Origin of the sequence: Bradyrhizobium sp. ERR14 (genome assembly GCF_014198235.1) — a bacterium.
GTDB lineage: Bacteria > Pseudomonadota > Alphaproteobacteria > Rhizobiales > Xanthobacteraceae > Bradyrhizobium.
Window position 1 is genome coordinate 1 of the sequence record NZ_JACIHD010000040.1, and the last position, 24,078, is coordinate 24,078.

Annotated in this window: 20 protein-coding genes; 12 read left to right on the top strand and 8 right to left on the bottom strand. The window is 64.4% G+C overall.

Translation table 11 applies throughout. The features are described from left to right. Nucleotides 1-251 precede the first annotated feature (251 nt). The 7 genes from GGD62_RS39635 to GGD62_RS39665 all read right to left on the bottom strand — a co-directional run bounded on the left by GGD62_RS39635 (nt 252) and on the right by GGD62_RS39665 (nt 9,406). A complete protein-coding gene (locus tag GGD62_RS39635; RefSeq protein WP_183714586.1) occupies nt 252-659 on the bottom strand; it encodes an endonuclease domain-containing protein in 408 nt (135 codons plus the stop codon). A 126-nt stretch (nt 660-785) separates the two neighbouring features. Next, the gene (locus tag GGD62_RS39640) at nt 786-1,559 is read right to left on the bottom strand and encodes an SDR family NAD(P)-dependent oxidoreductase (protein WP_018318816.1); all 774 of its coding nucleotides are present in this window, start codon (nt 1,557-1,559) and stop codon (nt 786-788) included. 150 nt (nt 1,560-1,709) lie between these two features. Next, a complete protein-coding gene (pimD, locus tag GGD62_RS39645; protein WP_183714589.1) occupies nt 1,710-2,852 on the bottom strand; it encodes a pimeloyl-CoA dehydrogenase small subunit in 1,143 nt (380 codons plus the stop codon). Between the two features lie 163 nt (nt 2,853-3,015). After that, nucleotides 3,016-4,206, bottom strand: a complete 1,191-nt coding sequence (gene pimC / locus GGD62_RS39650; RefSeq protein WP_018318818.1) for a pimeloyl-CoA dehydrogenase large subunit — start codon at nt 4,204-4,206, stop codon at nt 3,016-3,018. Nucleotides 4,207-4,222: 16 nt separating this feature from the next. Beyond that, on the bottom strand, nt 4,223-5,410 hold the full coding sequence (locus GGD62_RS39655) for an acetyl-CoA C-acyltransferase (protein ID WP_183714592.1): 1,188 nt from the start codon (nt 5,408-5,410) through the stop codon (nt 4,223-4,225). Beyond that, nucleotides 5,407-7,089 (bottom strand): dicarboxylate--CoA ligase PimA, encoded by a 1,683-nt coding sequence (pimA, locus tag GGD62_RS39660; protein WP_183714595.1) that lies wholly within the window; start codon nt 7,087-7,089, stop codon nt 5,407-5,409. The genes GGD62_RS39655 and pimA overlap by 4 nt, the downstream gene beginning before the upstream one ends. A 220-nt stretch (nt 7,090-7,309) precedes the next feature. Next, nucleotides 7,310-9,406 (bottom strand): 3-hydroxyacyl-CoA dehydrogenase NAD-binding domain-containing protein, encoded by a 2,097-nt coding sequence (locus GGD62_RS39665; RefSeq protein WP_092254325.1) that lies wholly within the window; start codon nt 9,404-9,406, stop codon nt 7,310-7,312. Between the two features lie 131 nt (nt 9,407-9,537). Between GGD62_RS39665 and GGD62_RS39670 the strand changes: the two genes are divergently transcribed. The 9 genes from GGD62_RS39670 (at nt 9,538) to GGD62_RS39710 (ending at nt 19,456) form a co-directional block, all read left to right on the top strand. Next, the gene (locus GGD62_RS39670; protein WP_026202076.1) at nt 9,538-10,404 is read left to right on the top strand and encodes an IclR family transcriptional regulator; all 867 of its coding nucleotides are present in this window, start codon (nt 9,538-9,540) and stop codon (nt 10,402-10,404) included. Nucleotides 10,405-10,470: 66 nt separating this feature from the next. Continuing rightward, nucleotides 10,471-11,268, top strand: a complete 798-nt coding sequence (locus GGD62_RS39675; RefSeq protein ID WP_183714597.1) for an ABC transporter ATP-binding protein — start codon at nt 10,471-10,473, stop codon at nt 11,266-11,268. Continuing rightward, nucleotides 11,265-11,978, top strand: a complete 714-nt coding sequence (locus GGD62_RS39680; protein WP_018318824.1) for an ABC transporter ATP-binding protein — start codon at nt 11,265-11,267, stop codon at nt 11,976-11,978. Before GGD62_RS39675 ends, GGD62_RS39680 begins: the two co-directional genes overlap by 4 nt. A gap of 13 nt (nt 11,979-11,991) precedes the next feature. Beyond that, nucleotides 11,992-12,870: a branched-chain amino acid ABC transporter permease gene (locus tag GGD62_RS39685; RefSeq protein ID WP_018318825.1), complete on the top strand. Its 879-nt coding sequence runs from the start codon at nt 11,992-11,994 to the stop codon at nt 12,868-12,870. A gap of 2 nt (nt 12,871-12,872) precedes the next feature. Then, nucleotides 12,873-13,892: a branched-chain amino acid ABC transporter permease gene (locus tag GGD62_RS39690; protein ID WP_026202077.1), complete on the top strand. Its 1,020-nt coding sequence runs from the start codon at nt 12,873-12,875 to the stop codon at nt 13,890-13,892. Nucleotides 13,893-13,921: 29 nt separating this feature from the next. After that, entirely contained in the window at nt 13,922-15,157 is a 1,236-nt protein-coding gene (locus GGD62_RS39695) for an ABC transporter substrate-binding protein (protein WP_092254323.1), read from the top strand. 121 nt (nt 15,158-15,278) lie between these two features. Further along, the gene (locus GGD62_RS39700; RefSeq protein WP_183238142.1) at nt 15,279-16,505 is read left to right on the top strand and encodes an ABC transporter substrate-binding protein; all 1,227 of its coding nucleotides are present in this window, start codon (nt 15,279-15,281) and stop codon (nt 16,503-16,505) included. 239 nt (nt 16,506-16,744) lie between these two features. Further along, nucleotides 16,745-17,974, top strand: coding sequence for an ABC transporter substrate-binding protein (locus tag GGD62_RS39705; protein WP_092254319.1), 1,230 nt, complete (start codon nt 16,745-16,747; stop codon nt 17,972-17,974). Between the two features lie 198 nt (nt 17,975-18,172). Next, a complete protein-coding gene (locus GGD62_RS39710) occupies nt 18,173-19,456 on the top strand; it encodes a glycerate kinase (protein ID WP_183259160.1) in 1,284 nt (427 codons plus the stop codon). Between the two features lie 131 nt (nt 19,457-19,587). Here GGD62_RS39710 and GGD62_RS39715 read toward each other — a convergent pair whose 3' ends face one another. Further along, complete coding sequence (locus GGD62_RS39715) at nt 19,588-20,121, bottom strand: MarR family winged helix-turn-helix transcriptional regulator (protein WP_092254317.1); 534 nt, start codon at nt 20,119-20,121, stop codon at nt 19,588-19,590. A 176-nt stretch (nt 20,122-20,297) separates the two neighbouring features. On the opposite strand from GGD62_RS39715, the gene GGD62_RS39720 reads away from it, so the two are divergent. From GGD62_RS39720 to GGD62_RS39730, 3 genes are read left to right on the top strand one after another with little or no spacing between them, the layout of a single operon-like run. Then, nucleotides 20,298-21,338 (top strand): branched-chain amino acid ABC transporter permease, encoded by a 1,041-nt coding sequence (locus tag GGD62_RS39720; protein ID WP_183259161.1) that lies wholly within the window; start codon nt 20,298-20,300, stop codon nt 21,336-21,338. Between the two features lie 7 nt (nt 21,339-21,345). Then, nucleotides 21,346-23,115 (top strand): ABC transporter permease subunit, encoded by a 1,770-nt coding sequence (locus GGD62_RS39725; protein ID WP_092254315.1) that lies wholly within the window; start codon nt 21,346-21,348, stop codon nt 23,113-23,115. After that, on the top strand, nt 23,112-23,843 hold the full coding sequence (locus GGD62_RS39730; protein WP_018318834.1) for an ABC transporter ATP-binding protein: 732 nt from the start codon (nt 23,112-23,114) through the stop codon (nt 23,841-23,843). Before GGD62_RS39725 ends, GGD62_RS39730 begins: the two co-directional genes overlap by 4 nt. Nucleotides 23,844-24,078: the final 235 nt, after the last annotated feature.

Consider the following 24,078-nt stretch of genomic DNA (forward strand, 5'->3'; position numbering starts at 1 on the left):
CCTCCGGCGTAAAATCAAGCGCGCTGGCTGGGACAACGCATTCCTCTTGGCCACCCTCAGCCATATGCGATAGCCCTGCCCTGGAGGGGGAGGGTCGGATCACATGCAGCGTAGCGAAATGTGATCCGGGGTGGGGTGACGGTCTCTCCGCAGCGAACAGTGCCCGTGGGGAGAGATCACCCCACCCCGCTCGCGCTACGCGCGATCGACCCTCCCCCTCCAGGGGAGGGTAAGAAAGAGCGCAGCTCGATTCAGGTTGACCTTTTTCGCTTGCGCCGGTGCTCAAGGTGCAAGGCTTGCGCTTCGCGCGATCCGTACAGCTCGACATAAATCCGCTCGAGCACGGCGGTCAGGTCGCTCCCGATCTCAGAATTCCAGAATCGGATGACTCGATAGCCTTCGTTCTCGAGCCAACCTTGACGCGCGAGATCGCGGGCAGCCGTATCGTCTTCATTGTGATGCCCGCCGTCGAGCTCGATGATGAGCCGCTTGGCCGGACAGAAGAAATCAACGACGTAGGGGCCGATCGGCGCTTGTCGGCGGAAGTGCGATCCGTCCATCGGAAGCTCCTTGAGGGCGCGCCATAGGAGTCGCTCGTGGGGCGTGGTGTTTGCTCTCAGCTTCTTCGCGGCTGCGCGTCGGATCGATGTTGAGACCATTGTTGCGGCTTCACCCCACCCCGCTCGCGCAGTGCGCGAGCGACCCACGGGCGAGCTACGCTCGTCCCGGACCCCTCCAGGGGAGGGTAAGCGAAGTGCCGCTTCGACGCAATTGCAAGTGGTAAGCTACACCGCCGCCGTCGTCACGCCGCCGTCGATGACGATGGTCTGGCCGGTCATGAAGCTCGAGGCATCGGAAGCCAGATACGCCACTGCGCCAGCGATTTCGTCGGGTTCGCCGATGCGGCGCAGCGGCGTGGTGGCGGTGCGGCGCTTCAGCATGGCTTCGTCTTCCCACAGCGCGCGGGCGAAATCGGTCTTGACGAGGCCGGGCGCGATGCAGTTGACGCGGACGCCTTTCGGGCCCCATTCGCCGGCGAGCGAACGGCACAGCGCGAAATCGGCCGCTTTCGAGATGCCGTAGGCGCCGATCACGGTGGAACCGCGCAGGCCGCCGATCGAGGAGATGATGACGACTGAGCCGTTGCCGCGCTCGGCCATTTGCGGGATCGCGAGCGCGGAGAGCCAGATGTTGCTCTTGACGTTCGAGCCCATGATCTTGTCGAAGGCCTCGTCGGTGATGTCGAGCAGCGGGCCGTAATAGGGATTCACCGCGGCGTTGCAGACGAGGATGTCGATCTTGCCGTAATGCCTGGTCGCGCCCGCGATCAGTGCCTCGACCTCGGCCTTGCGCGCGATGTTGCAGGGAATGACGGTGGCATCGCCGCCGGAAGCGATGATGCCGTCGACGACCTCTCGGCAGGCGTCGGCTTTGCGTGAGGAAACCACGACCTTGGCGCCGAGTTTCGCCAGCAGTTCGGCGGAAGAGCGGCCGATGCCGCGGCTGGAGCCGGTGACCACGGCGACCTTGCCGGTGAGATCGAACGGGGTGTTTTTCATTGTTGTTGCCTCCGTTGATTGAACTTGCTCGGTGTCATCGTCCGGCTTGGCCGGGCGATCCAGTATTCCAGAGGCGGCGCGGCTTGAATCGAGAAGCCGCGGCGTACTGGATCCCCCGCTTTCGCGGGGGATGACAGTCGTTGCTTGGCCTCAGATCAACCCGCCACCATCGGCGACGCGGCGCTGGTGGTAATCGGTGTCGCCGAACGAGTTCTCGATCATGGTGAGGCGCTTGAAGTAGTGGCCGATCTTCGCCTCCATGGTCATGCCGATGCCGCCGTGGAGCTGGATGGCCTGCTGTCCGACGAATTTCAGCGACTTGCCGATCTGCACCTTGGCCGCGGCGATGGCGTTGGAGCGCTCCTTGGCGTTCTCGAAATCGTTCGCCATGGTCGCGAACATCGACATCGAGCGCGCCTGCTCGGCCGCCACGAACATGTCGGACGCCCGGTGCTGCAGCGACTGGAACGAGCCGATCGCGACGCCGAACTGCTTTCGGGTCTTGATGTACTCGACCGTGGTCTTGAGCGATTCGTCCATCAGGCCGACCGCCTCGGCGCAGAGCGCGACGCGGGCTTCATCGACGACGCGCTCGATCAGCGCCAGCGAATCCTCGGGATTGCCGAGCACGGCATCGGGGCCGATGTCGACACCGGTGAGCGTGATGTCGGCGGCGTGCAGGCCGTCCTGGGTCGGATACGACTTCTTGGTCACGCCCTTGGCATTCGCCGGCACCAGGAACACGCCGATGCCGTTTCTGTCGCGGCGCTCGCCCTTGGTGCGCGCGGTGACGATCAAGGTGTCGGCATTCTCGCCGTTGAGCACGACGAATTTTTCGCCGTCGATGACCCAGCCGTCGCCCTTCTTCTTCGCCGTGGTCGAGACGTCGAAGAGATCGTAGCGCGAGTTCTTCTCGAGCTGGGCGAACGCCAGCGTCTTGCTGCCGTCGATGATCCCGGGCACGTGCGCGGCCTTCTGCGCGTCGGTGCCGGCATGGCGCAGGAAGCCGCCGCCGATCACGACCGTTGCCAGATACGGCTCGAGCACCAGCGCCTTGCCGAGCGCCTCCATCACGATCATGGTCTCGACGCCGCCGCCGCCGAAGCCGCCGTCGGCCTCGCTGAACGGCAGGCCGAGCAGGCCCTGCTCGGCAAGCTTGAGCCAGACGGTTTTGCTCCAGCCGCCCTTCTCCTTCATGTACTTCTTGCGCTGCTCGAAATCGTAGGAATCGGTCAGCAGGCCGTCGATGCTTTCCTTGAGAAGCCGCTGCTCCTCGTTCAGGTCAAAATCCATGTTTCTCTCCAAATCGGCGGGAATTGCCCTGCCGTCGCCTCACCCTCAGACGTCATCCCCGCGAAGGCGGGGATCCAGTAAACGCAGCCGCCTGCCGTACTCACGACCGCCGCGGCGTACTGGGTCCCCCGCCTTCGCGGGGGACGACACCGTCATTGTTGACTCACAGCCCCAGCACCGCCTTGGCGATGATGTTGCGCTGGATCTCGTTGGAGCCGCCGTAGATCGAGACCTTGCGGTTGTTGAAGTAGCTCGGCGCGATCTGGGCGGTCCAGTCCATGGCTTCGTTCGAGCCGTCGTCGCCATGCACGTCGTAGGGCGCGGCGAACGGGCCGATCACTTCCATCAGCAGCTCGGTGGTGGTCTGCTGGATCTCGGAGCCCTTGATCTTCAGCACCGAGGAGGCCGGATTGGGCTTGCCCTTGCCGTGCTTGCCTTCGTCGGCGACGACGCGCAATTGAGTCAGCTCGAGCGCCTTCAGCTCGATCTCGCAAGCCGCCAGCTTCTCGCGGAACGCGGCGTCCTGGATGATCGGCTTGCCGCCGGATTCGACCTTGCCGGCGAGATCGCGGATGCGGCGCAGCCGCTCCTTGGAGACGCCGACGCGGGCGATGCCGGTGCGCTCGTTGCCGAGCAGGAACTTGGCGTAGTCCCAGCCCTTGTTCTCCTCGCCGATCAAATTCTCGTAGGGAACCTCGACGTCGTCGAAGAACACTTCGTTGACCTCGACGCCGCCGTCGATGGTCTGGATCGGGCGCACCGTGACACCTTTCGACTTCATCGAGAACACGATGAAGGAGATGCCCATCTGCTTCTTGGCGCCGGGATCGGTGCGGCACAGGCAGAAGATCATGTCGGCGTGCTGGGCGAGCGTAGTCCAGGTCTTCTGGCCGTTGATGATCCACTTGTCGCCCTTGCGCTCAGCCTTGGTCTTGAGCGAGGCAAGGTCGGAGCCGGAGCCCGGCTCGGAGAAGCCCTGGCACCACCAATCATCGACATTGGCAATGCGCGGCAGATATTGCTTCTTCTGCTCCTCGTTGCCGAAGGTGTAGATGACGGGGCCGACCATGCTGACGCCGAAGGCGAGCGGCTGCGGCGCCGGATAGGACTGCAGCTCCTCGTTGAAGATGTAGTGCTGCACGCTGGTCCAGCCGGTGCCGCCATATTGCTTGGGCCAATGGCTGACGCCCCAGCCCTTCTTGTTGAGGATGCGCCACCACGTCACCATCTCGTCCTTGCTGAGGTGACGCCCCTCGACCATCTTGCGCCGCGTATCCGGCGGCACGTTGTCGCGGAAGAACTGCCGCACTTCCTCGCGAAACGCCTGCTCTTCTTTCGTGAATGCGAGATCCATCGGATCCTCCTGTGAATTACTGCAAAACCTCGAACAAGCCGGCCGCGCCCATGCCGCCGCCGACGCACATGGTGACCACCGCATATTTCGCCTTGCGGCGGCGGCCTTCGATCAAAGCGTGGCCGGTGAGGCGCGCGCCGGACATGCCGTAGGGATGACCGACCGCGATCGCGCCACCGTCGACGTTGATCTTGTCGGGGTCGATGCCGAGCTTGTCGCGGCAATACAGCACCTGCACCGCGAAGGCTTCGTTCAGCTCCCAGAGACCGATGTCGTCGACGGTGAGGCCATGGCGCTTAAGCAGGCGCGGCACGGCGAAGACCGGGCCGATGCCCATCTCGTCCGGCTCGCAGCCGGCGGAGACGAAGCCGCGGAAGATGCCGAGCGGCTTGAGGCCGCGCTTCGAGGCTTCCTTGTCGCTCATGATGACGGAGGCGCTGGCGCCGTCGGAGAGCTGACTGGCATTACCGGCGGTGATCGAAAAGCCCTCACCGCGCACGGGCTTGAGGCCGGCGAGGCCTTCGATCGTGGTCTCGGGGCGCGGACCTTCGTCCTGCGACAGCGTGACGTCCTTCATCGACACGGCGCCGGTCGCCTTATCGGTGACTGCCATCTGCGTCGTGATCGGCGCGATCTCCTCCTTGAACTTGCCGCCCTGCTGGGCAGCCGCAGTGCGGCGCTGGCTCTCCAGCGAATACTCGTCCTGCTTCTCGCGCGAGATGCCGTAGCGCTTGGCGACGACTTCCGCCGTGTCGATCATGGGCATGTAGACCTCGCCCTTGATCTTGAGCAGCGCCGGGTCCTGGGCGTGGAAGCCGTTCATCTTGTCGTTCTGCACGAGGCTGATCGACTCGCCGCCGCCGCCGACCGCGATCTCGACGCCGTCGAAGATCACCGAGCGCGCGGCGAGCGCGATCGCCTGCAGGCCCGAGGCGCATTGCCGGTCGATCGTGGTGCCGGCGACGGTGACGGGAAGGCCGGCGCGCAGCAGCGCCTTGCGCGCGATGTTGCCGCCGGTCGCGCCCTGCTGCAGCGCCGCGCCCATCACGACGTCCTCGATCTCCTTCGGATCGACCTTGGCACGCGCGACGGCTTCGCCGATGGCGTGGCCGAGCAGGGTTGCGCCCTCGGTGGCATTGAGCGCGCCGCGATAGGCCTTGCCGATCGGGGTGCGGGCGGTGGAAACGATGACGGCGTCGGTCAAGAACGAGCTCCTGATGCGGTTTTAGTGGATTGTGACGGTTTCTGCTGCTGGCGCAATTCGTGGCGCGACAATTTTCCGACCGGCGTACGCGGCAGATCGTCGACGAACTCGACCTCGGCTGGCAATTCGTGCTTGCCGAGCTTGCCGGCGAGCTGCGCGCGCAGCTCGTCGAGCGAGAACGGCTTTGCGTCCGGCTTCAGCTTGATGAAGGCCTTCGCGGCCTCGCCGCGATACTGGTCTGGGATGCCGAGCACGATCACCTCGTGCACGCCAGGAATGGTGTAGATCGCCTGCTCGATCATCTGCGGATAGACGTTGAAGCCGCCGGAGATGATCATGTCCTTCTTGCGGTCGACCAGGAAGAAATAGCCGTCGGTGTCGACATAGCCGATGTCGCCGGTGAGGAAGCGGCCGTCGACGAAGGCGTCCGTGGATCCCTCCGGCTTGTTCCAGTAGCCCCTGGTGACGTTCGGGCCCTTGATGCGGATTTCCCCGACTTCGCCCGGCGCAAGCACGCGCTTGGGATCATCGAGCGCGACGACGTCGAGCTCGATGCCGGGCAGCATCAGGCCGATCGAGCCGGGCTTGTCCGGCCCCGTCGGCGGATGTCCGGTGCCGGGCGAGCAAGTCTCGGTCATGCCCCAGCCGCTGCGCAGCTTCTTGCCGACCTTGCGCTCGAAGAAGCTCGCGACCTCCACCGGCAGCGGCGCGCCGCCGGAGCCGATGGTGGCGAGCGAGGAGAAGTCGCGCTTGTCCAGATCAGGCAGCGCGGCGATCGCGATCCACATCGTCGGCACGCCCGGAAAATACGTCGCGCGCTTGGCCTCGATGTCGCGCATGACGGCTTCGACGTCGAAGCGCTGATGCAGCGAGACCAGATTGCCGCGGCTGAGCGAGGACAGCAGCACCACGGTCAGCGCGTAGATGTGGAACAGCGGCAGCACGCAGATGACGCGCTCGATCGTCTCGCCGCGCGCGGCGCGCGCCGGCTTGCCCCAGACATCGTAGATCGACACCGCCGAGGTGAGATTGCCGTGGGTGAGCATCGCGCCCTTGGGCAGACCGGTGGTGCCGCCGGTATATTGCAGCAGCGCGACGTCGTCGGCCGTTACGACAGGCCACGCCGCCGGCGCGGTCGCGCCCTCGGTGAAAGCCTTGAAGGTGACGATGCGGGGATCATCCGGGATCGCCGCCTGCGGCGTGCCGATCTTGCCCCAATGATCGTCCTCGCAGACGACGAGACGGTCGATCAGCCCCTTCTTCAAAAACTTCAGCGCGGTCGGCAGCAGCGCCGCAAGGTTTGAGGTGACCAGCAGGCGCGAGCCGGAGTCCGAGATCTTGTGCGTCAGCGCGATCTCGCCGTCGAGCGGCGACAGATGCGCGAGGCGGGCGCCTGCCTTCAGCGCGCCGAAGAAATTGACGGGATGGTCCGGCGAGTTGCCCAGAAACAGCGCGATGGACGTTCCCTTGCCGTAGCCGGCGCGCAGAAACGCCGCCGCCGCACGCTCGGCCTGAGCTGCGAGCTCCGTGTATGTGATCGGGCGATCTCGAAATTCCAGAGCGGTGCGCGGGCCGTAATCGGCGGCAGCTTTCGACAGCAGGTCAGGCAGCGTGCCCTGGACGATGGTGTCGTCCCACCGCACGCCCTCGGGATAGAACTGTTCGCCGGGATGGGTCATTGGCGATCGATACTCTGCAAAACGGTAGTCGCCGGGTCGTGTGAGGTGGGCACCGGCGGACGGGCTCCCTTCCCCCTTGTGGGGAAGGGTTGGGAAAGGGGGTAGCCACAAATTCCGATCTCGCCCGGGGCCACCCCTCTCCCTGCCCCTCCCCCACAAGGGGGGAGGGAACGGAGAGAGCTTTGCCCGGAGCGCGACATCGCAGCAGCACCCAATCCGATCACGCCGCCTTCGACGCAGCGGCCAGCGACGCAAACGTCTTGCCTTCAGCCGCGAGCTTCTTCAGCAGCGGTGCGGGCTCGAGGCTCGGGTCGTTGGTCTCCTTGGCATAGAAGGCCAGGCGATCGGCGATGTGCTTGAGACCGACGCTGTCGGCCCAGAACATCGGGCCGCCGCGATAGATCGGCCAGCCATAGCCATAGAGCCAGACCACATCGATGTCGGAGGGACGCGCCGCGATGCCCTCTTCGAGGATCTTCGCGCCCTCGTTGATCATCGGATACATCATGCGCTCGAGGATCTCGTCGTCGCTGACGACGCGCTTCTTGCGGCCGAGACGCGCAAGCGTCTCGTCGATCAGCTTCTCGACCTCGGGATCGGGCAGCGCCGAGCGGCTGCCGGCTTCGTACTTGTAATAGCCCTTGCCGGTCTTCTGGCCGAAGCGGCCGGCCTCGCACAGCGCGTCCGCGATCTCCGACTTGATGCCGCGGTCTTTCCGCGAGCGCCAGCCGATGTCGAGGCCGGCGAGGTCGCCCATCGCAAACGGCCCCATCGGCATGCCGAACTTCGTCACCACGGCGTCGACCTGCTGCGGCAGCGCGCCTTCGAACAGCAGCTTCTCGGACTGCTTGCCGCGCTGGGCGAGCATGCGGTTGCCGACGAAGCCGTCGCAGACGCCGACCACGGCCGGCACCTTCGCGATTTTTCGCGCGATAGTCACCGCAGTCACCAGCGCGTCCGGCGCGGTCTTGTCGGCGCGCACGATCTCGCACAGCTTCATGACATTGGCCGGCGAGAAGAAGTGCATGCCGAGCACGTCCTGCGGACGCTTGGTCGACTTCGCGATCTCGTCGATGTTGAGATACGAGGTGTTGGAGGCGAGCACGGCGCCGGGCTTGGCGTATTGGTCGAGCTTGCCGAACACTTCCTTCTTCACCGCCATGGTCTCGAACACGGCTTCGATGACGAGATCGGCATCGCCGACATTCTCGATACCGACGACGCCGTTGATCAGCGCCATGCGCTTGGCGGGCGCGTCGGCCGGGATGCCGCCGCGCGCCGCGGTCGCTTCCCAGTTCTTCTGCATGATGCCCATGCCGCGCTTGAGCTGCTCCTCGCCGGTCTCGATCAGGGTGACGGGAACGCCGGCATTGGCAAAGGACATCGCGATGCCGCCGCCCATGGTGCCGGCGCCGAGGATGGCGACACGGTTCACGGGACGCGATTTGGTGCCGTCAGGAACGCCCGCGATCTTGGCGGCTTCGCGCTCGGCGAAGAACGCATAACGCTGCGCCTTGGACTGATCGCTGGCGACGAGCTTCAGAAAACCCTCGCGTTCCTTCTTCAGGCCTTCGTCGAAGGGTAGGTCAATGGCGTAGCCGACGGCGTCGGCGGCGGCGAACGGCGCCTCCAGGCCGCGCGACTTCTTGGTCATGGCGGCGACCGCATTGGTGAAGATCGAGCGGTCCGCCTTGGCCGCCGCGATCTTGGAATCGTCGTCGCGCAGGCGCCGCAGCGGACGCTTCTCGGCCAGCAGCTTTCGCACGAAGGCTTCGCCGCCCGATGCCGGCCCCTCGATGATTTCCTCGATCAGGCCGTTCTTGAGCGCTTCCGCCGCACCAATGGGATCACCGCCGACGATCATCTTGACGGCGAGCTCGGGACCGACCGCGCGCGGCAGGCGCTGGGTGCCGCCGGCGCCCGGCAGAAGACCGAGCTTCACCTCGGGCAGGCCGAGCCTGGCCTCTTTCACCGCGACGCGGAAATGACAGGCGAGCGCGACCTCGAGGCCGCCGCCGAGCGCGGTACCGTGGATCGCGGCAACCACGGGCTTGGGCGAATTCTCGATCTCGGACAGCACGTCGTTGAGGGCGGGCGCCTTCGGCGGCTTGCCGAATTCGGTGATGTCGGCACCGGCGATGAAAGTGCGGCCGGCGCAGGTCAGCACGATGCCCTTGATGGCGGGATCGGCAATCGCAGCCTTGATGCACTCCAGGATGCCGCCGCGGACCGCGGCACTCAGCGCGTTGACCGGAGGGCTGTCGACCGTGACGATCCCGACTTCGTCATGACGCTCAAGCTTGACCACTTCGCTCACGGTGTTCCCTCCTTGGTGGGGATTTACTTTTGTTCGATTTCGCGGTGCGGAATTTAATTCCGCATCTTGACGGCAGGGTTATTTTGAAGCACGTGGCTTGTCAACGACTCCGCGCAAGAAGCAGATCAGGGATGAAGCGTACAGGAAAGAAGACTGCGACCGATCGGAATTTCGTCGTCGCGCTTTCCCGCGGACTGGACGTATTGCGCGCATTCCACCCCAATGACGGCCTTCTCGGCAATCAGGAGATTGCGGCTCGCACCAATCTGCCGAAGCCGACAGTGTCGCGGCTGACCTACACCTTGACCAAGCTGGGCTATCTTGCGCCGGTTCCCCGCTTCGAGAAGTATCAGCTCACACCCGCGGCGATGTCGCTCGGCTACGCCGCGCTCGCCAATCTCGGCGTTCGGCATTTGTCCGAGCCGTTCCGCGAGGAAGTGATGCGCGCGACGGGCGGTGCCGTCGCCGTCGGCGGCCGCGACCGTCACAGCATGATCTATTTCGGGCAAAGTCGCGGCAGCGAGACTGTCGGGGTTCAACTTGACGTCGGCTCTCGCGTGCCGATTGCAACCAGCGCGATGGGCCGCGCCTATTTCTGGGCGCTCGACGACGCGGACCGCGCAGACCTGTCCCGCCTCTTGCGCGAACATTACGGCAGCCGCTGGCCCAAGATGCGCGACGGGCTGGAACGTTCCGGCGAAACCGTCGCGAAATATGGTTTTGCGATCTCCGTGGGCGACTGGCACGACGACATCGGCGCCGCCGGCGTCGCACTCAGGCTCAACGACGGAACCGGTCCCTACGCATTCAATTGCGGCGCGCCCGCATTCCGCTTCACGGAAGAGCGTTTGATCAACGACATTGGACCGCGTCTCTTAGCGATGGTAAGGAACATCGAAGCGGCGCTCGGGGGTCTAATGCCGCATTCCAAAAAAGACGTCAGCAAAAAGCTGAAATCAGGAGGAAAAGTTGCGCGTGTGGCCGAGGGATTCAGATAGCCTTTGTCATCATCGGGAGCGGTTCACATCGCTCCTTCGCTCACTGAATGCCGTGAGCGAGACGAGATGACGCAGGCACAGCTCGCGCAGGGGACATCGCCCCTGCTCGCGGTTCGCGACGTCAGCGTCGTGTTCGGCGGCATCATCGCGCTCAACGGCGTGTCCTTCGACATGCACAAGGGCCAGATCCTCGGCTTGATCGGCCCCAACGGCGCCGGCAAGACCACGCTCTTCAACTGCCTGTCCCGGCTCTACCAGCCGTCATCCGGCGACATCCTGTTGGAGGGTGCGAGCATCCTGACGCGGCCGCCGCACCGGATCGCCGAGATCGGCATCGGCCGCACCTTCCAGAACGTGGCGCTGTTTCCGAACCTCTCGGTGATGGACAACGTCCGCGTCGGCGCGCATTCGAGGACCTCCAGCGACATCATCAGCGACTCCCTGAAGCTTGCATGGGTTCGCCGCAGCGAAACCAGCGTCAACAAGAAGGTGCACGAGATCCTCGCCTATCTCGACCTCGAGGACGTCGCCCACACCGTGGTCTCCGGCCTGCCCTTCGGCACGCAGAAGCGCGTCGAGCTGGCCCGGGCACTGGCTGCCGATCCGAAGATCCTGTTGCTCGACGAGCCCGCCGGTGGCCTCAACCACGAAGAGGTCTACGTGCTCGGCGATCTCATCCGCAAGATCCGCGACGAGCGCCACATGACCGTGCTGCTGGTCGAGCATCACATGGGACTCGTGATGTCGATCGCCGACCACGTCGTCGCGCTGAATTTCGGCAAGAAGCTCGCGGAAGGCACGCCGGCCCAGGTGCAGGCGGACCCCGACGTCATCAAGGCCTATCTCGGGAGCAAGGACCAATGACGACATTGCTCAACGTCAAGGACCTGCGCGCCTATTACGGCCAGGTCCAGGCGCTCCATGGCCTGTCCTTCTCGCTCAACGAGGGCTCGCTGGTGACGCTGCTCGGGGCCAACGGCGCCGGCAAGACCACCACGCTGCGCGCGATCTGCAACATGGTGCGCTCCACCGGCGGCATCGAGTTCGACGGCAAGCCGTTGAACAACCGCTCCACCGAGAGCATCGTGCGGTTCGGCATCGCCCATGTGCCGCAGGGCCGCGGCACCTTCACCACCATGACGGTGGAGGAGAATCTCCAGCTCGGGGCCATCACCCGCAAGGACAGCGCCGGCATCGTCTCCGACATCGAGCGCATGTATGCGCATTTCCCGGTGCTGAAACAGCGCCACACCCAGCAGGCCGGCACGCTCTCCGGCGGCGAGCAGCAGATGCTCGCGGTCGCCCGCGCCCTGATGCTGCGACCGCGGCTGATGCTGCTGGACGAGCCCTCCTTCGGCCTCGCGCCGCTGGTGGTGCGCGACCTGTTCGGCATCCTTGGCAAGATCAACCGCGAGGACAAGGTGTCGATCCTGGTGGTCGAGCAGAACGCCCAGCTCGCGCTGGAGCTCGCCGACCAGGCCTATGTGATCGAGACCGGCCGCATCGTGATGTCGGGCAACGCCAAGGACATCGCGAACAACGAAGAAATCCGCAAATCCTATCTGGGTTACTGAGGGAGCCGGGACAATGGAGCTGTTCACCAACCAGGTCCTGGCCGGCATTGCCACGGGCGCGATTTACGCCTGCATGGCGCTCGCCGTGGTCATGATCTACCAGGCCATCGACCATCTCAACTTCGCGCAGGGCGAGATGGCGATGTTCTCGACCTTCATCTCGTGGCAGCTGATGCAGTGGGGCGTGCCTTATTGGGCCGCCTTCGTGATCACGCTGGCCTTCTCCTTCGTCGCCGGCATCGCGATCGAGCGGATCCTGTTCAAGCCGCTGACAAAGGCACCGGTTCTGACCAACGTCGCAGGCTTCATCGCGCTGTTCGCGATCATCAACTCCTCGGCGGGCCTGATCTGGGACTTCACCATCAAGCAATACCCGACCCCGTTCGGCTCCGCGCCGTTCCTCGGCAGCCAGCTGATCTCGACCCACCAGGCCGGCATGATCGGCGTCACCGTGCTGCTGCTGCTCGGCCTCTATTTCTTCTTCCAGTACACGCGGATCGGTCTTGCCATGCGCGCGGCCGCCTCCGTGCCTGAATCGGCCCGCCTCGTCGGCATCAACACCAGCTGGATGATTGCGCTCGGCTGGGGCATGGCGACCGCGATCGGCTCGATCGCCGGCATGCTGATCGCACCGGTCGTGTTCCTCGAGCCGAACATGATGGGCGGCGTGCTGATCTACGGCTTTGCCGCGGCGGTGCTCGGCGGCCTCTCCAGCCCGTTCGGCGCCGTGGTCGGCGGCTTCCTGGTCGGCGTCTTCGAGAACCTCGCCGGCACCTACATCCCCGGCGTCGGCAACGAGCTGAAACTCCCGATCGCGCTTGCGCTGATCATCTCCGTCCTGGTCGTCAAACCCGCTGGCCTGTTCGGCCGGCACATCGTCAAGCGAGTTTGATCATGAGCGCTGCAGAAGAAGTCGTTGCAGAAGGCCACCAGGCGGTCGAGGCGGTTCCGAAGCGGGCCATGACCTTGGGCACCGGCACCTCGCTGGTGGTGCTCGCGGCGCTTTTGATCGTGCCGATGTTCGTCAAGAACTTCGTCATCTTCCAGATGACGATGCTCCTGATCTACGGGCTCGCCGTGCTGGCGCTGAACATCCTGACGGGCGGCTCCGGCCAGTTCTCGCTCGGCCAGAGCGCCTTCTACGCCGTCGGCGCCTATACGTCGGCGGTGCTGATGGAGCACGCCAACATCAACTACGCGCTGACCATTCCGATCTCCGCCGTGGTCTGCTTCGGCTTCGGGTACTTGTTCGGCAAACCGGCGCTGCGGCTCTCGGGCGTCTATCTCGCGCTCGCGACCTTCGCACTCGCGACCGCGATGCCACAGCTGCTGAAGCTGAACTTCCTGGAACACTGGACCGGCGGTGTGCAGGGCCTCGTCGTCACCAAGCCCGACGCGCCGTTCGGCCTGCCGATGTCGCAGGACACGTGGCTGTACTACTTCACGCTCATCGTCACGATCGCGATCTACATCTTCTCGGTGAACCTGTTGCGCTCCCGCTCTGGCCGCGCCTTCATGGCGATCCGCGACAACGAGATCGCGGCCTCCTCGATGGGCGTCAACGTCGCGCTGTACAAGACGCTGGCGTTCGGCGTGTCCGCCGGCATCACCGGCGTTGCCGGCTCGCTCGGCGCCATCGCGGTGCAGTTCGTCGCACCCGACAGCTATACCATCACGCTCGCGATCTCGCTGTTCCTCGGCATGGTCGTCGGCGGCGTCGGCTGGCTGCCCGGCTCGTTCGTCGGCGCGGCCTTCATCATCTTCGTGCCGAACATGGCGGAGAGCATCTCAAAAGGCCTCTCCGGCGCCGTGTTCGGCGTGCTCCTGTTCCTCGTCATCTACCTCGTGCCGCACGGCGCCAGGCAGATCGCGATCCTGGGCCAGCAATTCGCCGGCAAACTCAAGAAAAACTGAAGACTGTTGGACTAAAGAAGGAGATCGAATTGTATTTTGGAAGAACACTGCGAGCCGCCGCGCTGGTCACGGCAACGGCGGCCATTGCCCTCACCTCCGGCGCTGCACTGGCCCAAAAGAAATACGACACCGGCGCGTCCGATACCGAGATCAAGATCGGCAACATCATGCCGTACAGCGGTCCGGCGTCGGCCTATGGCATCATCGGCAAGACCGAAGAAGCCTATTTCAAGATGATCAACGACAAGGGCGGCATCAACGGCCGCAAGATCAACTTCGTCACCTATGACGACGGCTATTCACCGCCGAAGGCAGTCGAGCAGGTCCGCAAGCTGGTCGAGAGCGACGAGGTGCTGGCCGTGTTCAATCCGCTCGGCACGCCCTCGAACAGCGCGATCCAGAAGTACCTCAACGCCAAAAAGATCCCGCAGCTGTTCGTCGCCACCGGCGCCACCAAGTGGAACGATCCGAAGAACTTCCCCTGGACCATCGGCTGGCAGCCGTCCTACCAGAGCGAAGCCCAGATCTACGCGAAATGGCTGATGAAGGAGAAGCCCGACGCCAAGGTCGCGATCCTCTATCAGAACGACGATTTCGGCAAAGACTACCTCAAGGGCACCAAGGACGGTCTCGGCGCCAAGGGCGCGTCCATGATCATCATGGAAGAGAGCTATGAGGTGTCCGAGCCGTCGATCGACGGCCATATCGTCAAGATCAAGGCCGCCAATCCCGACGTGCTGCTGATCTATGCGACGCCCAAATTCGCGGCCCAGACCATCAAGAAGACGGCCGAGCTCAGCTGGAAGCCGCTCCAGATCCTCACCAACGTCTCGATCTCGGTCGGTAGCGTGATGAAGCCCGCCGGCTTCGAGAATGCACAGGGCGTGCTGTCGGCGGCCTATGCCAAGGACTCCACCGATCCGCAGTGGGCCAACGACCCCGGCATGAAGAAGTGGAACGAGTTCGTCGACAAGTACATGCCGGGTGCCGACAAGTCCGACACCAGCATGGTCTATGGCTACGGCGCGGCCTCGACCCTGGCCAAGGTCCTGGAGATGTGCGGTGACGATCTCACCCGCGCCAATCTCATGAAGCAGGCGGCTTCGCTGAAGGATTTTGCGCCGGATACGCTCCTGCCCGGCGTCAAGATCAACACCAGCGCTACCGACTTCGCCCCCATTGCGCAGCTGCAGATGCAGCGCTTCAAGGGTGAGAAGTGGGAACTGTTCGGCGAGATCATCAGCGGCGACGTCGCCTCCGAGTGACACGCTGACGCAATAGTCCGACCCTCGAGAAGCCCCCGCGAGCAATCGCGGGGGCTTCTTGTTGACGGCAGGCGCCAATCTTGTTCAATGCGGCGCCGATCCAACTTGGGGCAGGAGAACAATGTCCGCCGTTCGTTTTCAGGTTGCGGCCCTCTGGACCGCGCTCGCTTTGTGCACTGCGATGAGCAGCCCGGCACTCGCGCAGAAGAAGTACGACAGCGGCGCATCCGATACCGAGATCAGAATAGGCAACATCATGCCCTATAGCGGCCCGGCCTCGGCCTACGCCGCGATCGGCAAGGCCGAAGAAGCCTATTTCCGCAAGGTCAATGCCGAGGGCGGCATCAACGGGCGCAAGATCAAGTTCATCTCCTATGATGACGCCTATTCACCGCCGAAGACGGTGGAGCAGGCGCGCAAGCTGGTCGAGAGCGACGGGGTGCTGCTGATCTTCGGATCGCTCGGCACGTCCACCAACGGCGCCATCCGCAAATACATGAACGAGAAGAAGGTGCCGCAATTGTTCGTGGCGAGCGGCGCCTCGAAGTGGAACGATCCCAGGCAGTATCCCTGGACCATGGGCTGGCAGCCGAGCTACGCGAGCGAGGCGCGCATCTACGCCAAATACATCATGAAAGAGAAGCCGGACGGAAAGATCGGCGTGCTCTACCAGAACGACGATTTCGGCAAGGACTATCTGAAGGGGTTAAAAGATGGCCTCGGGCCCAAGGCCTCGATGATCGTGCTGGAAGAGGCCTACGACACGTCGGAGCCCGCCATCGACGAGCACGTCGTGAAGCTGAAGGCTTCGGGCGCCGACGTTTTCATCAGCATCACCACGCCGAAATTCGCCGCGCAGGCGATCAAGAAGGCGGCGGAGATCAACTGGCATCCGGTCCACATCGTCTCCAATGTCTCGGCCTCCGTCGGCGGCGTGATCGAGCCGGCGGGCCTGGAGATCTCGCAAGGCCTGCTGTCGGCGAGCTACACCAAGGACGGCTCGGACCCGCAGTGGAGTGCCGACGATGGCATGAAGAAATTCTATAACTTCCTCGCGCAATATGATCCTAAGGCCAACAAGCTCGATGCCGGCGTCGTATTCGGCTATGCCGCCGCGCAGACCATGGTGAAAGTGCTGCAGATGTGCGGCGACGACCTCACCCGCGAGAACGTCATGAGGCAGGCAGCCTCCTTGAAGGATTTCGAGCCCGACACGCTGCTGCCCGGCATCAGGATCAACACCGCACCGGACAATTTCGCCCCGATCGAGCAGCTGCAGATGATGCGCTTCAAGGGCCGGAAATGGGAGCTGTTCGGCGACATCATCTCCAGCGAGATGGGCCACTGAAGCGGCGCAACCCAAAATCGTTCACTGATTGGTTAAACAACCCAAGACAGCTGGACCTTCTCGCAGTCGCACACGAGGGCCGGCGGTCCCTGACTACTAAAGACGCAGCCCCTGCGACGCCGTCGCTGGGGCTTTCTGTTGAAGGCACCAGCCAAATCGTATTGAATTGCGGCAGCGTCGCCAAAAAAATCGAGACAAGAAAAGGGGCGCACACACATCAAGAAAATAGGGAGATAGGAATGCCCGCTGTCACCGGCAAGCTTGCAGCCGCATCACTGGCGCTTGCGCTCATTGCGGCCTCGGCCTCCACTGCATCGGCCCAGAAGAAATACGATACCGGCGCGACCGACACCGAGATCAAGATCGGCAACATCATGCCCTACAGCGGACCGGCCTCCGCCTACGGCATCATCGGGCGGACCGAAGCCGCCTATTTCAAGAAGATCAACGAAGAGGGCGGCATCAACGGCCGCAAGATCAATTTCGTCTCCTACGACGACGCCTATTCGCCGCCGAAGACGGTGGAGCAGGCACGCAAGCTGGTCGAGAGCGACGAGGTTCTGCTGATCTTCAATTCACTCGGCACGCCGCCGAACTCGGCCATTCAGAAATACATGAACTCGAAGAAGGTGCCGCAGCTGTTCGTCGCAACCGGCGCCACCAAATGGAACGATCCGCAGAACTTCCCCTGGACCATGGGCTGGCAGCCCAATTACCAGAGCGAGACGCAGATCTACGCGAAATACATCCTGAAGGAGATGCCGAATGCCAAGATCGGCGTGCTCTACCAGAACGACGATTACGGCAAGGACTACCTGAAGGGCCTGAAAGACGGGCTCGGCGCCAAGGCCGCGAGCATGATCGTGCTGGAGGAAAGCTACGAGACCTCCGAGCCGACGATCGACAATCACATCGTGAAGATGAAGGCGACCGGCGCCGACGTCTTCATCAACATCACCACACCGAAGTTCGCGGCACAGGCGATCAAGAAGATCTCCGAAATCGGCTGGAAGCCGACCCACTTCCTCAACAACGTCTCGGCCTCGGTCGGCAGCGTGATCAAGCCCGCCGGCTTCGAGAATTCGCAGGACATCATTTCGGCTGCCTACCTGAAGGACGTGTCGGATCCTCAGTGGAAGGACGACGCCGGCATGAAGGCTTTCCTGGAGTTCATGACGAAATACTTCCCTGAAGGTGACAAGCTCGACGGCGGCACCATCGTCGGTTACGGCGTGGCGCAGACGCTGGTGGAAGCGCTGAAGAAGTGCGGCGACAATCTCACGCGCGAGAACGTCATGAAGCAGGCGGCGAGCCTGAAGGACTTCCGCACCGAGGTGCTGCTGCCCGGCATCAAGATCAACACCGGCGCGAACGACTTCGCACCGATCAGCTCGCTTCAGCTCATGAAGTTCAAGGGCGAGAAGTGGGATCTGTTCGGCGACGTCATCAGCGCTGACGCCGGCGGCTAGCCTCCAGTCGGATCGCAATGTTCAAAAGGGCCCTCCGCGAAATCATCGCGGAGGGCTTTTTGCTACGCGGCGATTATGATCACGCGATTGCATATTCGAATGATGACACAGCCGGCTTACGCTTTGGCCGCCGATGCGCTAGGCAGGGGGAACGGCGGCGTGTGTCGCCAGTTGTTCCGTCTGCCGAAGGCCATCGTCATGACCGACCGCCGTCCCCTGCTCCGCGCGCTGTACGACGCCGCCGTTGCCGCCGCCCATCCCAATGTGGTGCTGGCGCCGCACCTGGGGCCCGCGCCGAAAGGACGCGTGATCTGCCTCGCCGCCGGCAAGGGCGCCGGCGCCATGGCCGCAGCGGCCGAACGGCATTATCTCGACACGCTCAAGCTGGCGCCGGAGCGGCTCGTCGGCATCGCCACCACGCGCCACGGCTACGGCGTGCCGACGCGCAGCATCCGCGTGGTCGAGGCCGGGCATCCCGTGCCGGATGAGGCTGGCCTCAAGGGCGCGGCCGACACGCTCGCGCTCGCAGGCGAGGCCGGGCCGGACGATCTGCTCCTGGTGCTGCTCACCGGCGGCGGCTCGGCGAACTGGATCGCGCCCAGCAACGGTATCAGCTTTGCGCAGAAGCAGGCGGTCAACAAGGCGCTGCTGCGCTCGGGCGCGCCGATCGGCGAGATGAACGTCGTGCGCAAACACCTGTCGCGGATCAAGGGCGGCCGTCTCGCACGCGCCGGCAAGAATGCCGCCAAGATCGTGACGCTCGCGATCTCGGACGTACCGCATGACGATCCTTCCGCGATCGCCTCCGGTCCGACCGTGCCTGATCCGACCACGCTGGCCGATGCGCGCGCCATCGTCGCGAAATACCAGCTCGACATCGACGATGCCGTGCGCCGCGCGCTCGACGATCCCGCCAATGAAAGCTGCAAGCCCGGCGATGCCGCCTTCGCGCGCGCGCATTTCGAATTGATCGCGCGGCCCAAGCAGTCGCTCGACGCCGCGGTGAAGCTCGCGCGCGAATCCGGTTACGAGACCATCGACCTCGGCGCCGATCTCGAAGGCGAGGCACGCGAGGTCGCGGCCGCTCACGCCAGGCTGGCGCTGCAAGCGCGCGCGCAAGGCAAGCGCCTCGCGATTCTCTCCGGCGGCGAGCTCACGGTGACCGTGCGCGGCAATGGGCGCGGCGGGCCGAACCAGGAATACGCGCTGGCGCTCGCCGCCCTGCTCAAGGACACGCCTGACATCTCGGCGCTGGCCGGCGACACCGACGGCGCCGACGGCGGCGCCGGCAACCCCACCGACCCCGCCGGCGCGCTGATCGACGCGACGACGTTCGCGAAGATGAAGGCGCAGGGGCTTCAGCCGCAAGCGTACCTGGACAACAACGACGCCACGACGTTCTTCGAGGCGACCGGCGACCTGCTGCTGCCGGGCCCGACGCTGACCAACGTGAACGACATCAGGGTGATTTTGGTGGATTGAGGCGCCTGCCCCAGCAACGGTGTCATTCCCCGCGAAAGCGGGGAATCCAGTACGCCGCGGCTTCTCGATTCCAGCCGCGCCGTCTCTGGAATACTGGATCGCCCGGTCAAGCCGGGCGATGACAGCCGAGTTCAGAACTCGCTCGCGACCTTCGCGAGCATCGCGATCAGGGCTTCGCGATTGGCCTGCCCGAGCAGCTCGTTCAGCCGGGCCTCGTGCTTGGTGGCGACCAGCTTCTTGGCGCGGGCCAGCACCGCCTTGCCCTTGTCGGTCAGCACCAGGATGTGCGAGCGGCGGTCGTTGGTGGATCGGATCCGCGCGCAAAGGTCGCGGCTCTCGAGATTGTCGAGCATGGCCACGAAGTTCGGCCTGAGGATGCCGAGGGTGGAGGCGATCTCGGTCTGGTTACGGCCCGGATTCTTCTCGACGAGCAGCAGCACGGAGAACTGCGCCGGCGTGAGCTGGAGCGAGGCCATGCAGCGCAGGAAGTTCTCGAACACCTTGAGCTGCGCCCGCTTCAGCACATAGCCGAGCTGTTCCGAGAGCTCGCCGAGCTGGAGCGCTTCGCCGGCCCCCTGACCTTGCACCTCGGCCGCGTCCTTGCGGCCCTTGGCCGTGTCGGCAGGCTTTTCAGCGGACTTTTCAGCGGCTTTGGAAACGGTCATCGCCTCGTGCTCATAATCCCGCTAAATTCGGGAGGGATCGTTCCCGCCCTTGATGTTATATTTGATAATTGTTATGGACCATATCAAATATCGCATGCGTTTTTCAATGGCTGTGAGCGGACCGTCCACCGCGATCGAGGGGACCGGTCCGTAATCTTAAGGGGGAGCGTCCGGTCTTGAATACCACCATCATGCTGTTCCTGGTGCAGGACGGCATCACCAATGGCGCGATCTATGCGCTGCTCGGCCTGGCGCTGGTGCTGGTGTTCGCCGTCACCCGCGTCATCCTCATTCCCCAGGGCGAATTCGTCACCTACGGCGCGTTGACCTATGCCTCGCTGGCCGCAGGCCAGATGCCGGGCACGGCAAAGCTCGCGCTGGCGCTCGGCATCGGCGCTTTCGCCTTCGACCTGTTCGTCGCACGCAAGGCGCTGCACGGCCGTCTGATCGCTCGCAGCGCCCTCACCAATATCGTGCTGCCGGCCATCGTGCTGGCGCTGACGATTTACTTCGCCGCCCAGAAGCCGCCGGTTGCAGTTTCAATCGCGCTGTCGCTGGTGATCGTGGCGATGATCGGCCTCTATCTCTACCGCGTCGCATTCCAGCCGCTGGCACACACCTCCGTGCTGGTGCTGCTGATCGCATCCGTGGGCGTCCATCTGGCACTGCAGGGCCTCGGCCTGCTGTTCTTCGGCGCCGAAGGCCAGCGCGGACCTGCCGTACTGTCCGGCGCGTTCACCGCGGGCTCGCTGCGCTTCACCGGCCAGAGCCTTACCGTCTACGGCATCACCATCGCCTTCATCGTCGCCCTCTGGCTGTTCTTCGGCCTGACCCTCTACGGCAAGGCGCTGCGCGCGACCGCCGTGAACCGGCTAGGAGCGCGACTCGTCGGCATCCGCACCACGCTGTCGGGGCAGATCGCCTTTCTGCTGGCATCCGTCATCGGCGCGCTGTCGGGCATCATGATCGTGCCGATCACGACGCTCTACTATGACAGCGGCTTCCTGATCGGCCTGAAGGGCTTCGTCGCCGCGATCATCGGCGGCCTCGTCAGCTACCCCCTCACCGCCGCAGCGGCTTTGGTCGTCGGCCTCGTCGAGGCGTTCTCGTCCTTCTATGCCTCCAACTACAAGGAGGTGATCGTTTTCATGCTGCTGATCCCCGTGCTGCTGCTGCGCTCGCTCGCCGCGCCCGCTGTCGAAGAAGAGAAGGACTGAGGCTGAAATGCAGAGCCGCCTTCCCATCATCGTCTTCGCAGCCGTCATGGCCGTGATCCCGTTTGTCCCCGGCATGCCTCCGTTCTGGATCGTGCTGCTCGACAATATCGGCCTCGCCGCCCTCGTCGCGATGGGCCTCGTGCTGCTGACCGGCGTCGGCGGCCTGACCTCCTTTGGACAAGCAGCCTTCGTCGGCTTCGGCGCCTATACCACCGCAGTGCTGTCGACGGCCTACGGCCTGTCGCCCTGGCTGACGCTGCCGCTGTCGCTATTGGTCAGCGGATCGCTGGCAGTGCTGCTCGGGCTGATCACCGTCCGCCTCTCCGGCCATTATCTGCCGCTGGGCACGCTCGCCTGGGGGCTCGGGCTGTTCTATCTCTTCAGCAAGCTGGAGTTTCTCGGCCGTAACGACGGCATCTCGGCGATCCCGCCGCTGTCGATCGGCACGTTCAAGATGCTCTCACCTGGCTCGATCTATTACGCGATCTGGGTCGCCGTGATCCTCTCGGCGCTACTGACGATGAACCTCCTGGATTCCCGCACCGGCCGCGCCATCCGTGCGCTCCGGCGCGGCCATGTCGCCGCCGAGGCGTTCGGCGTGCACACGCCGCGCGCCAAATTGCTGGTGTTCATCCATGCCGCAGTGCTCGCCGGCCTCTCGGGGTGGCTCTACGCCCATCTCCAGCGCGCAGTGAACCCGACGCCGTTCGGCGCGCAGGCCGGCATCGAATATCTCTTCATCGCGGTGGTCGGCGGCGCCGGCTATGTCTGGGGCGGCGTGCTCGGCGCGGCGATCGTCGTGGTGCTGAAAGAGGTGCTGCAGAGCTATCTGCCGCTGATCCTGCCCGGCTCCGGACAGGTCGAGACCATCGTGTTCGGCATCATGCTGGTGGCGCTGCTGCAACTCGCGCCCGGCGGCCTCTGGCCCTGGCTGATGTCCTTCCTGCCCGAGCGCTCCGGTGGCAAGAAGCCCGACACCTCGCTGAAGCTGGAACAGCGTCCCCGCGCGCCCGGCCACTCCAGCATCCTGCTCCAGGTCGACAAGGCACGAAAGCAGTTCGGCGGCGTGGTCGCCGTCAACAACGTCTCCTTCGACGTCCAGGCTCGCGAGATCGTCGCGCTGATCGGCCCGAACGGCGCCGGCAAGAGCACGACCTTTAACCTGATCACCGGCGTGCTGTCGGCCACGTCAGGCTCGGTCTCGGTGCTCGGCAAGAAGGTCGACAAGGCGCCGCCGCAGGAGATCGTCAAGCTCGGCATCAGCAGGACCTTCCAGCATGTGAAGCTGGTTCCTGACATGACCGTGCTGGAGAACGTCGCGATCGGCGCGCATCTGCGCGGCCATTCCGGCCCGATCGCCTCGATGCTGCGGCTCGACCGCGCCGACGAGGCCAAATTGCTCGCCGAGGCCGCCCGCCAGATCGAGCGTGTCGGCCTTGCCGACCAGATGCATCAGCTCGCAGGCAGCCTTTCGCTCGGCCAGCAGCGCATCGTCGAGATCGCCCGCGCGCTCTGCGTCGACCCGATGCTGCTGCTGCTCGACGAACCGGCCGCCGGCCTGCGCCACATGGAGAAGCAGCAGCTCGCCAAGCTGCTGCGTGACTTGCGCGATGGCGGCATGAGCGTCCTCCTGGTCGAGCACGACATGGGCTTCGTCATGAACCTCGCCGACCGCATCGTGGTGCTCGATTTCGGCACCAAGATCGCCGAGGGCACGCCCGCCACGATCAAGACCAATCCCGAAGTGATCAAGGCCTATCTCGGAGTGGCGGCATGAGCGCGCTGTTGTCCGTCACCGACGCCCATGTCGCCTATGGCAAGGTCGAGGCGGTGCGCTCGGTCTCGCTCGAGGTCGGCGCGAATGAGATCGTCACCATCGTCGGCGCCAACGGCGCCGGCAAGACCACGCTGCTGTCCGCCATCATGGGCATCCTGCCGCTGAAAGGCCGCGTCACCTTTGCCGGCCAGGATCTCGCCCGGCTCGACATCGAGGACCGCGTCGCGATGGGGCTTGGCCTCGTGCCGGAGCACCGCGAATTGTTCGTGACCATGAATGTCGAGGACAATCTCGAGCTAGGCGCCTTCCGCATCGAGAGGAGCAAGGCGAAGGCCTCGATGGAGCGCGTCTACACGCTGTTTCCGCGGCTGAAGGAACGGCGCAAGCAGTTCGCCGGCACGCTCTCCGGCGGCGAGCAGCAGATGCTCGCGATGGGCCGCGCGCTGATGGGCGAGCCGAAGCTCCTCATGCTGGACGAGCCGAGCCTCGGCCTCGCGCCGATCATCGTCGCCGACATCTTCCGCATCGTCACCGAACTCCGCGCCAGCGGCGTCTCCGTGCTGCTGGTCGAGCAGAACGCCCAGGCCGCGCTGAAGATCGCGGACCAGGCCTATGTGATGGAGCTCGGCGAGTTCGTGCTCTCCGGCAAGGCCAGCGACATCGCCGCGAACGAGCGTGTCGCGGCGAGCTATCTCGGCTTCCAGCACGAAGGCGAGAGCGCGATCTGATTTTGCAGTGAGCCCCTCTTCCCTTCTCCCCTTGTGGGAGAAGGTGGCGCGAAGCGCCGGATGAGGGGTTCTCTCGACTCGCAAAACTTCCGTGAGGAGAGAAACCCCTCACCCGGCTTCGATGCTTCGCATCGAAGCCACCCTCTCCCACAAGGGGCCTGTTGCGCTACGGCCTTTTGAGGCAGGAGACGTAAGGAGAGAGGGCTGTGTTGACGCCGATCGTCAGGCCGAGATC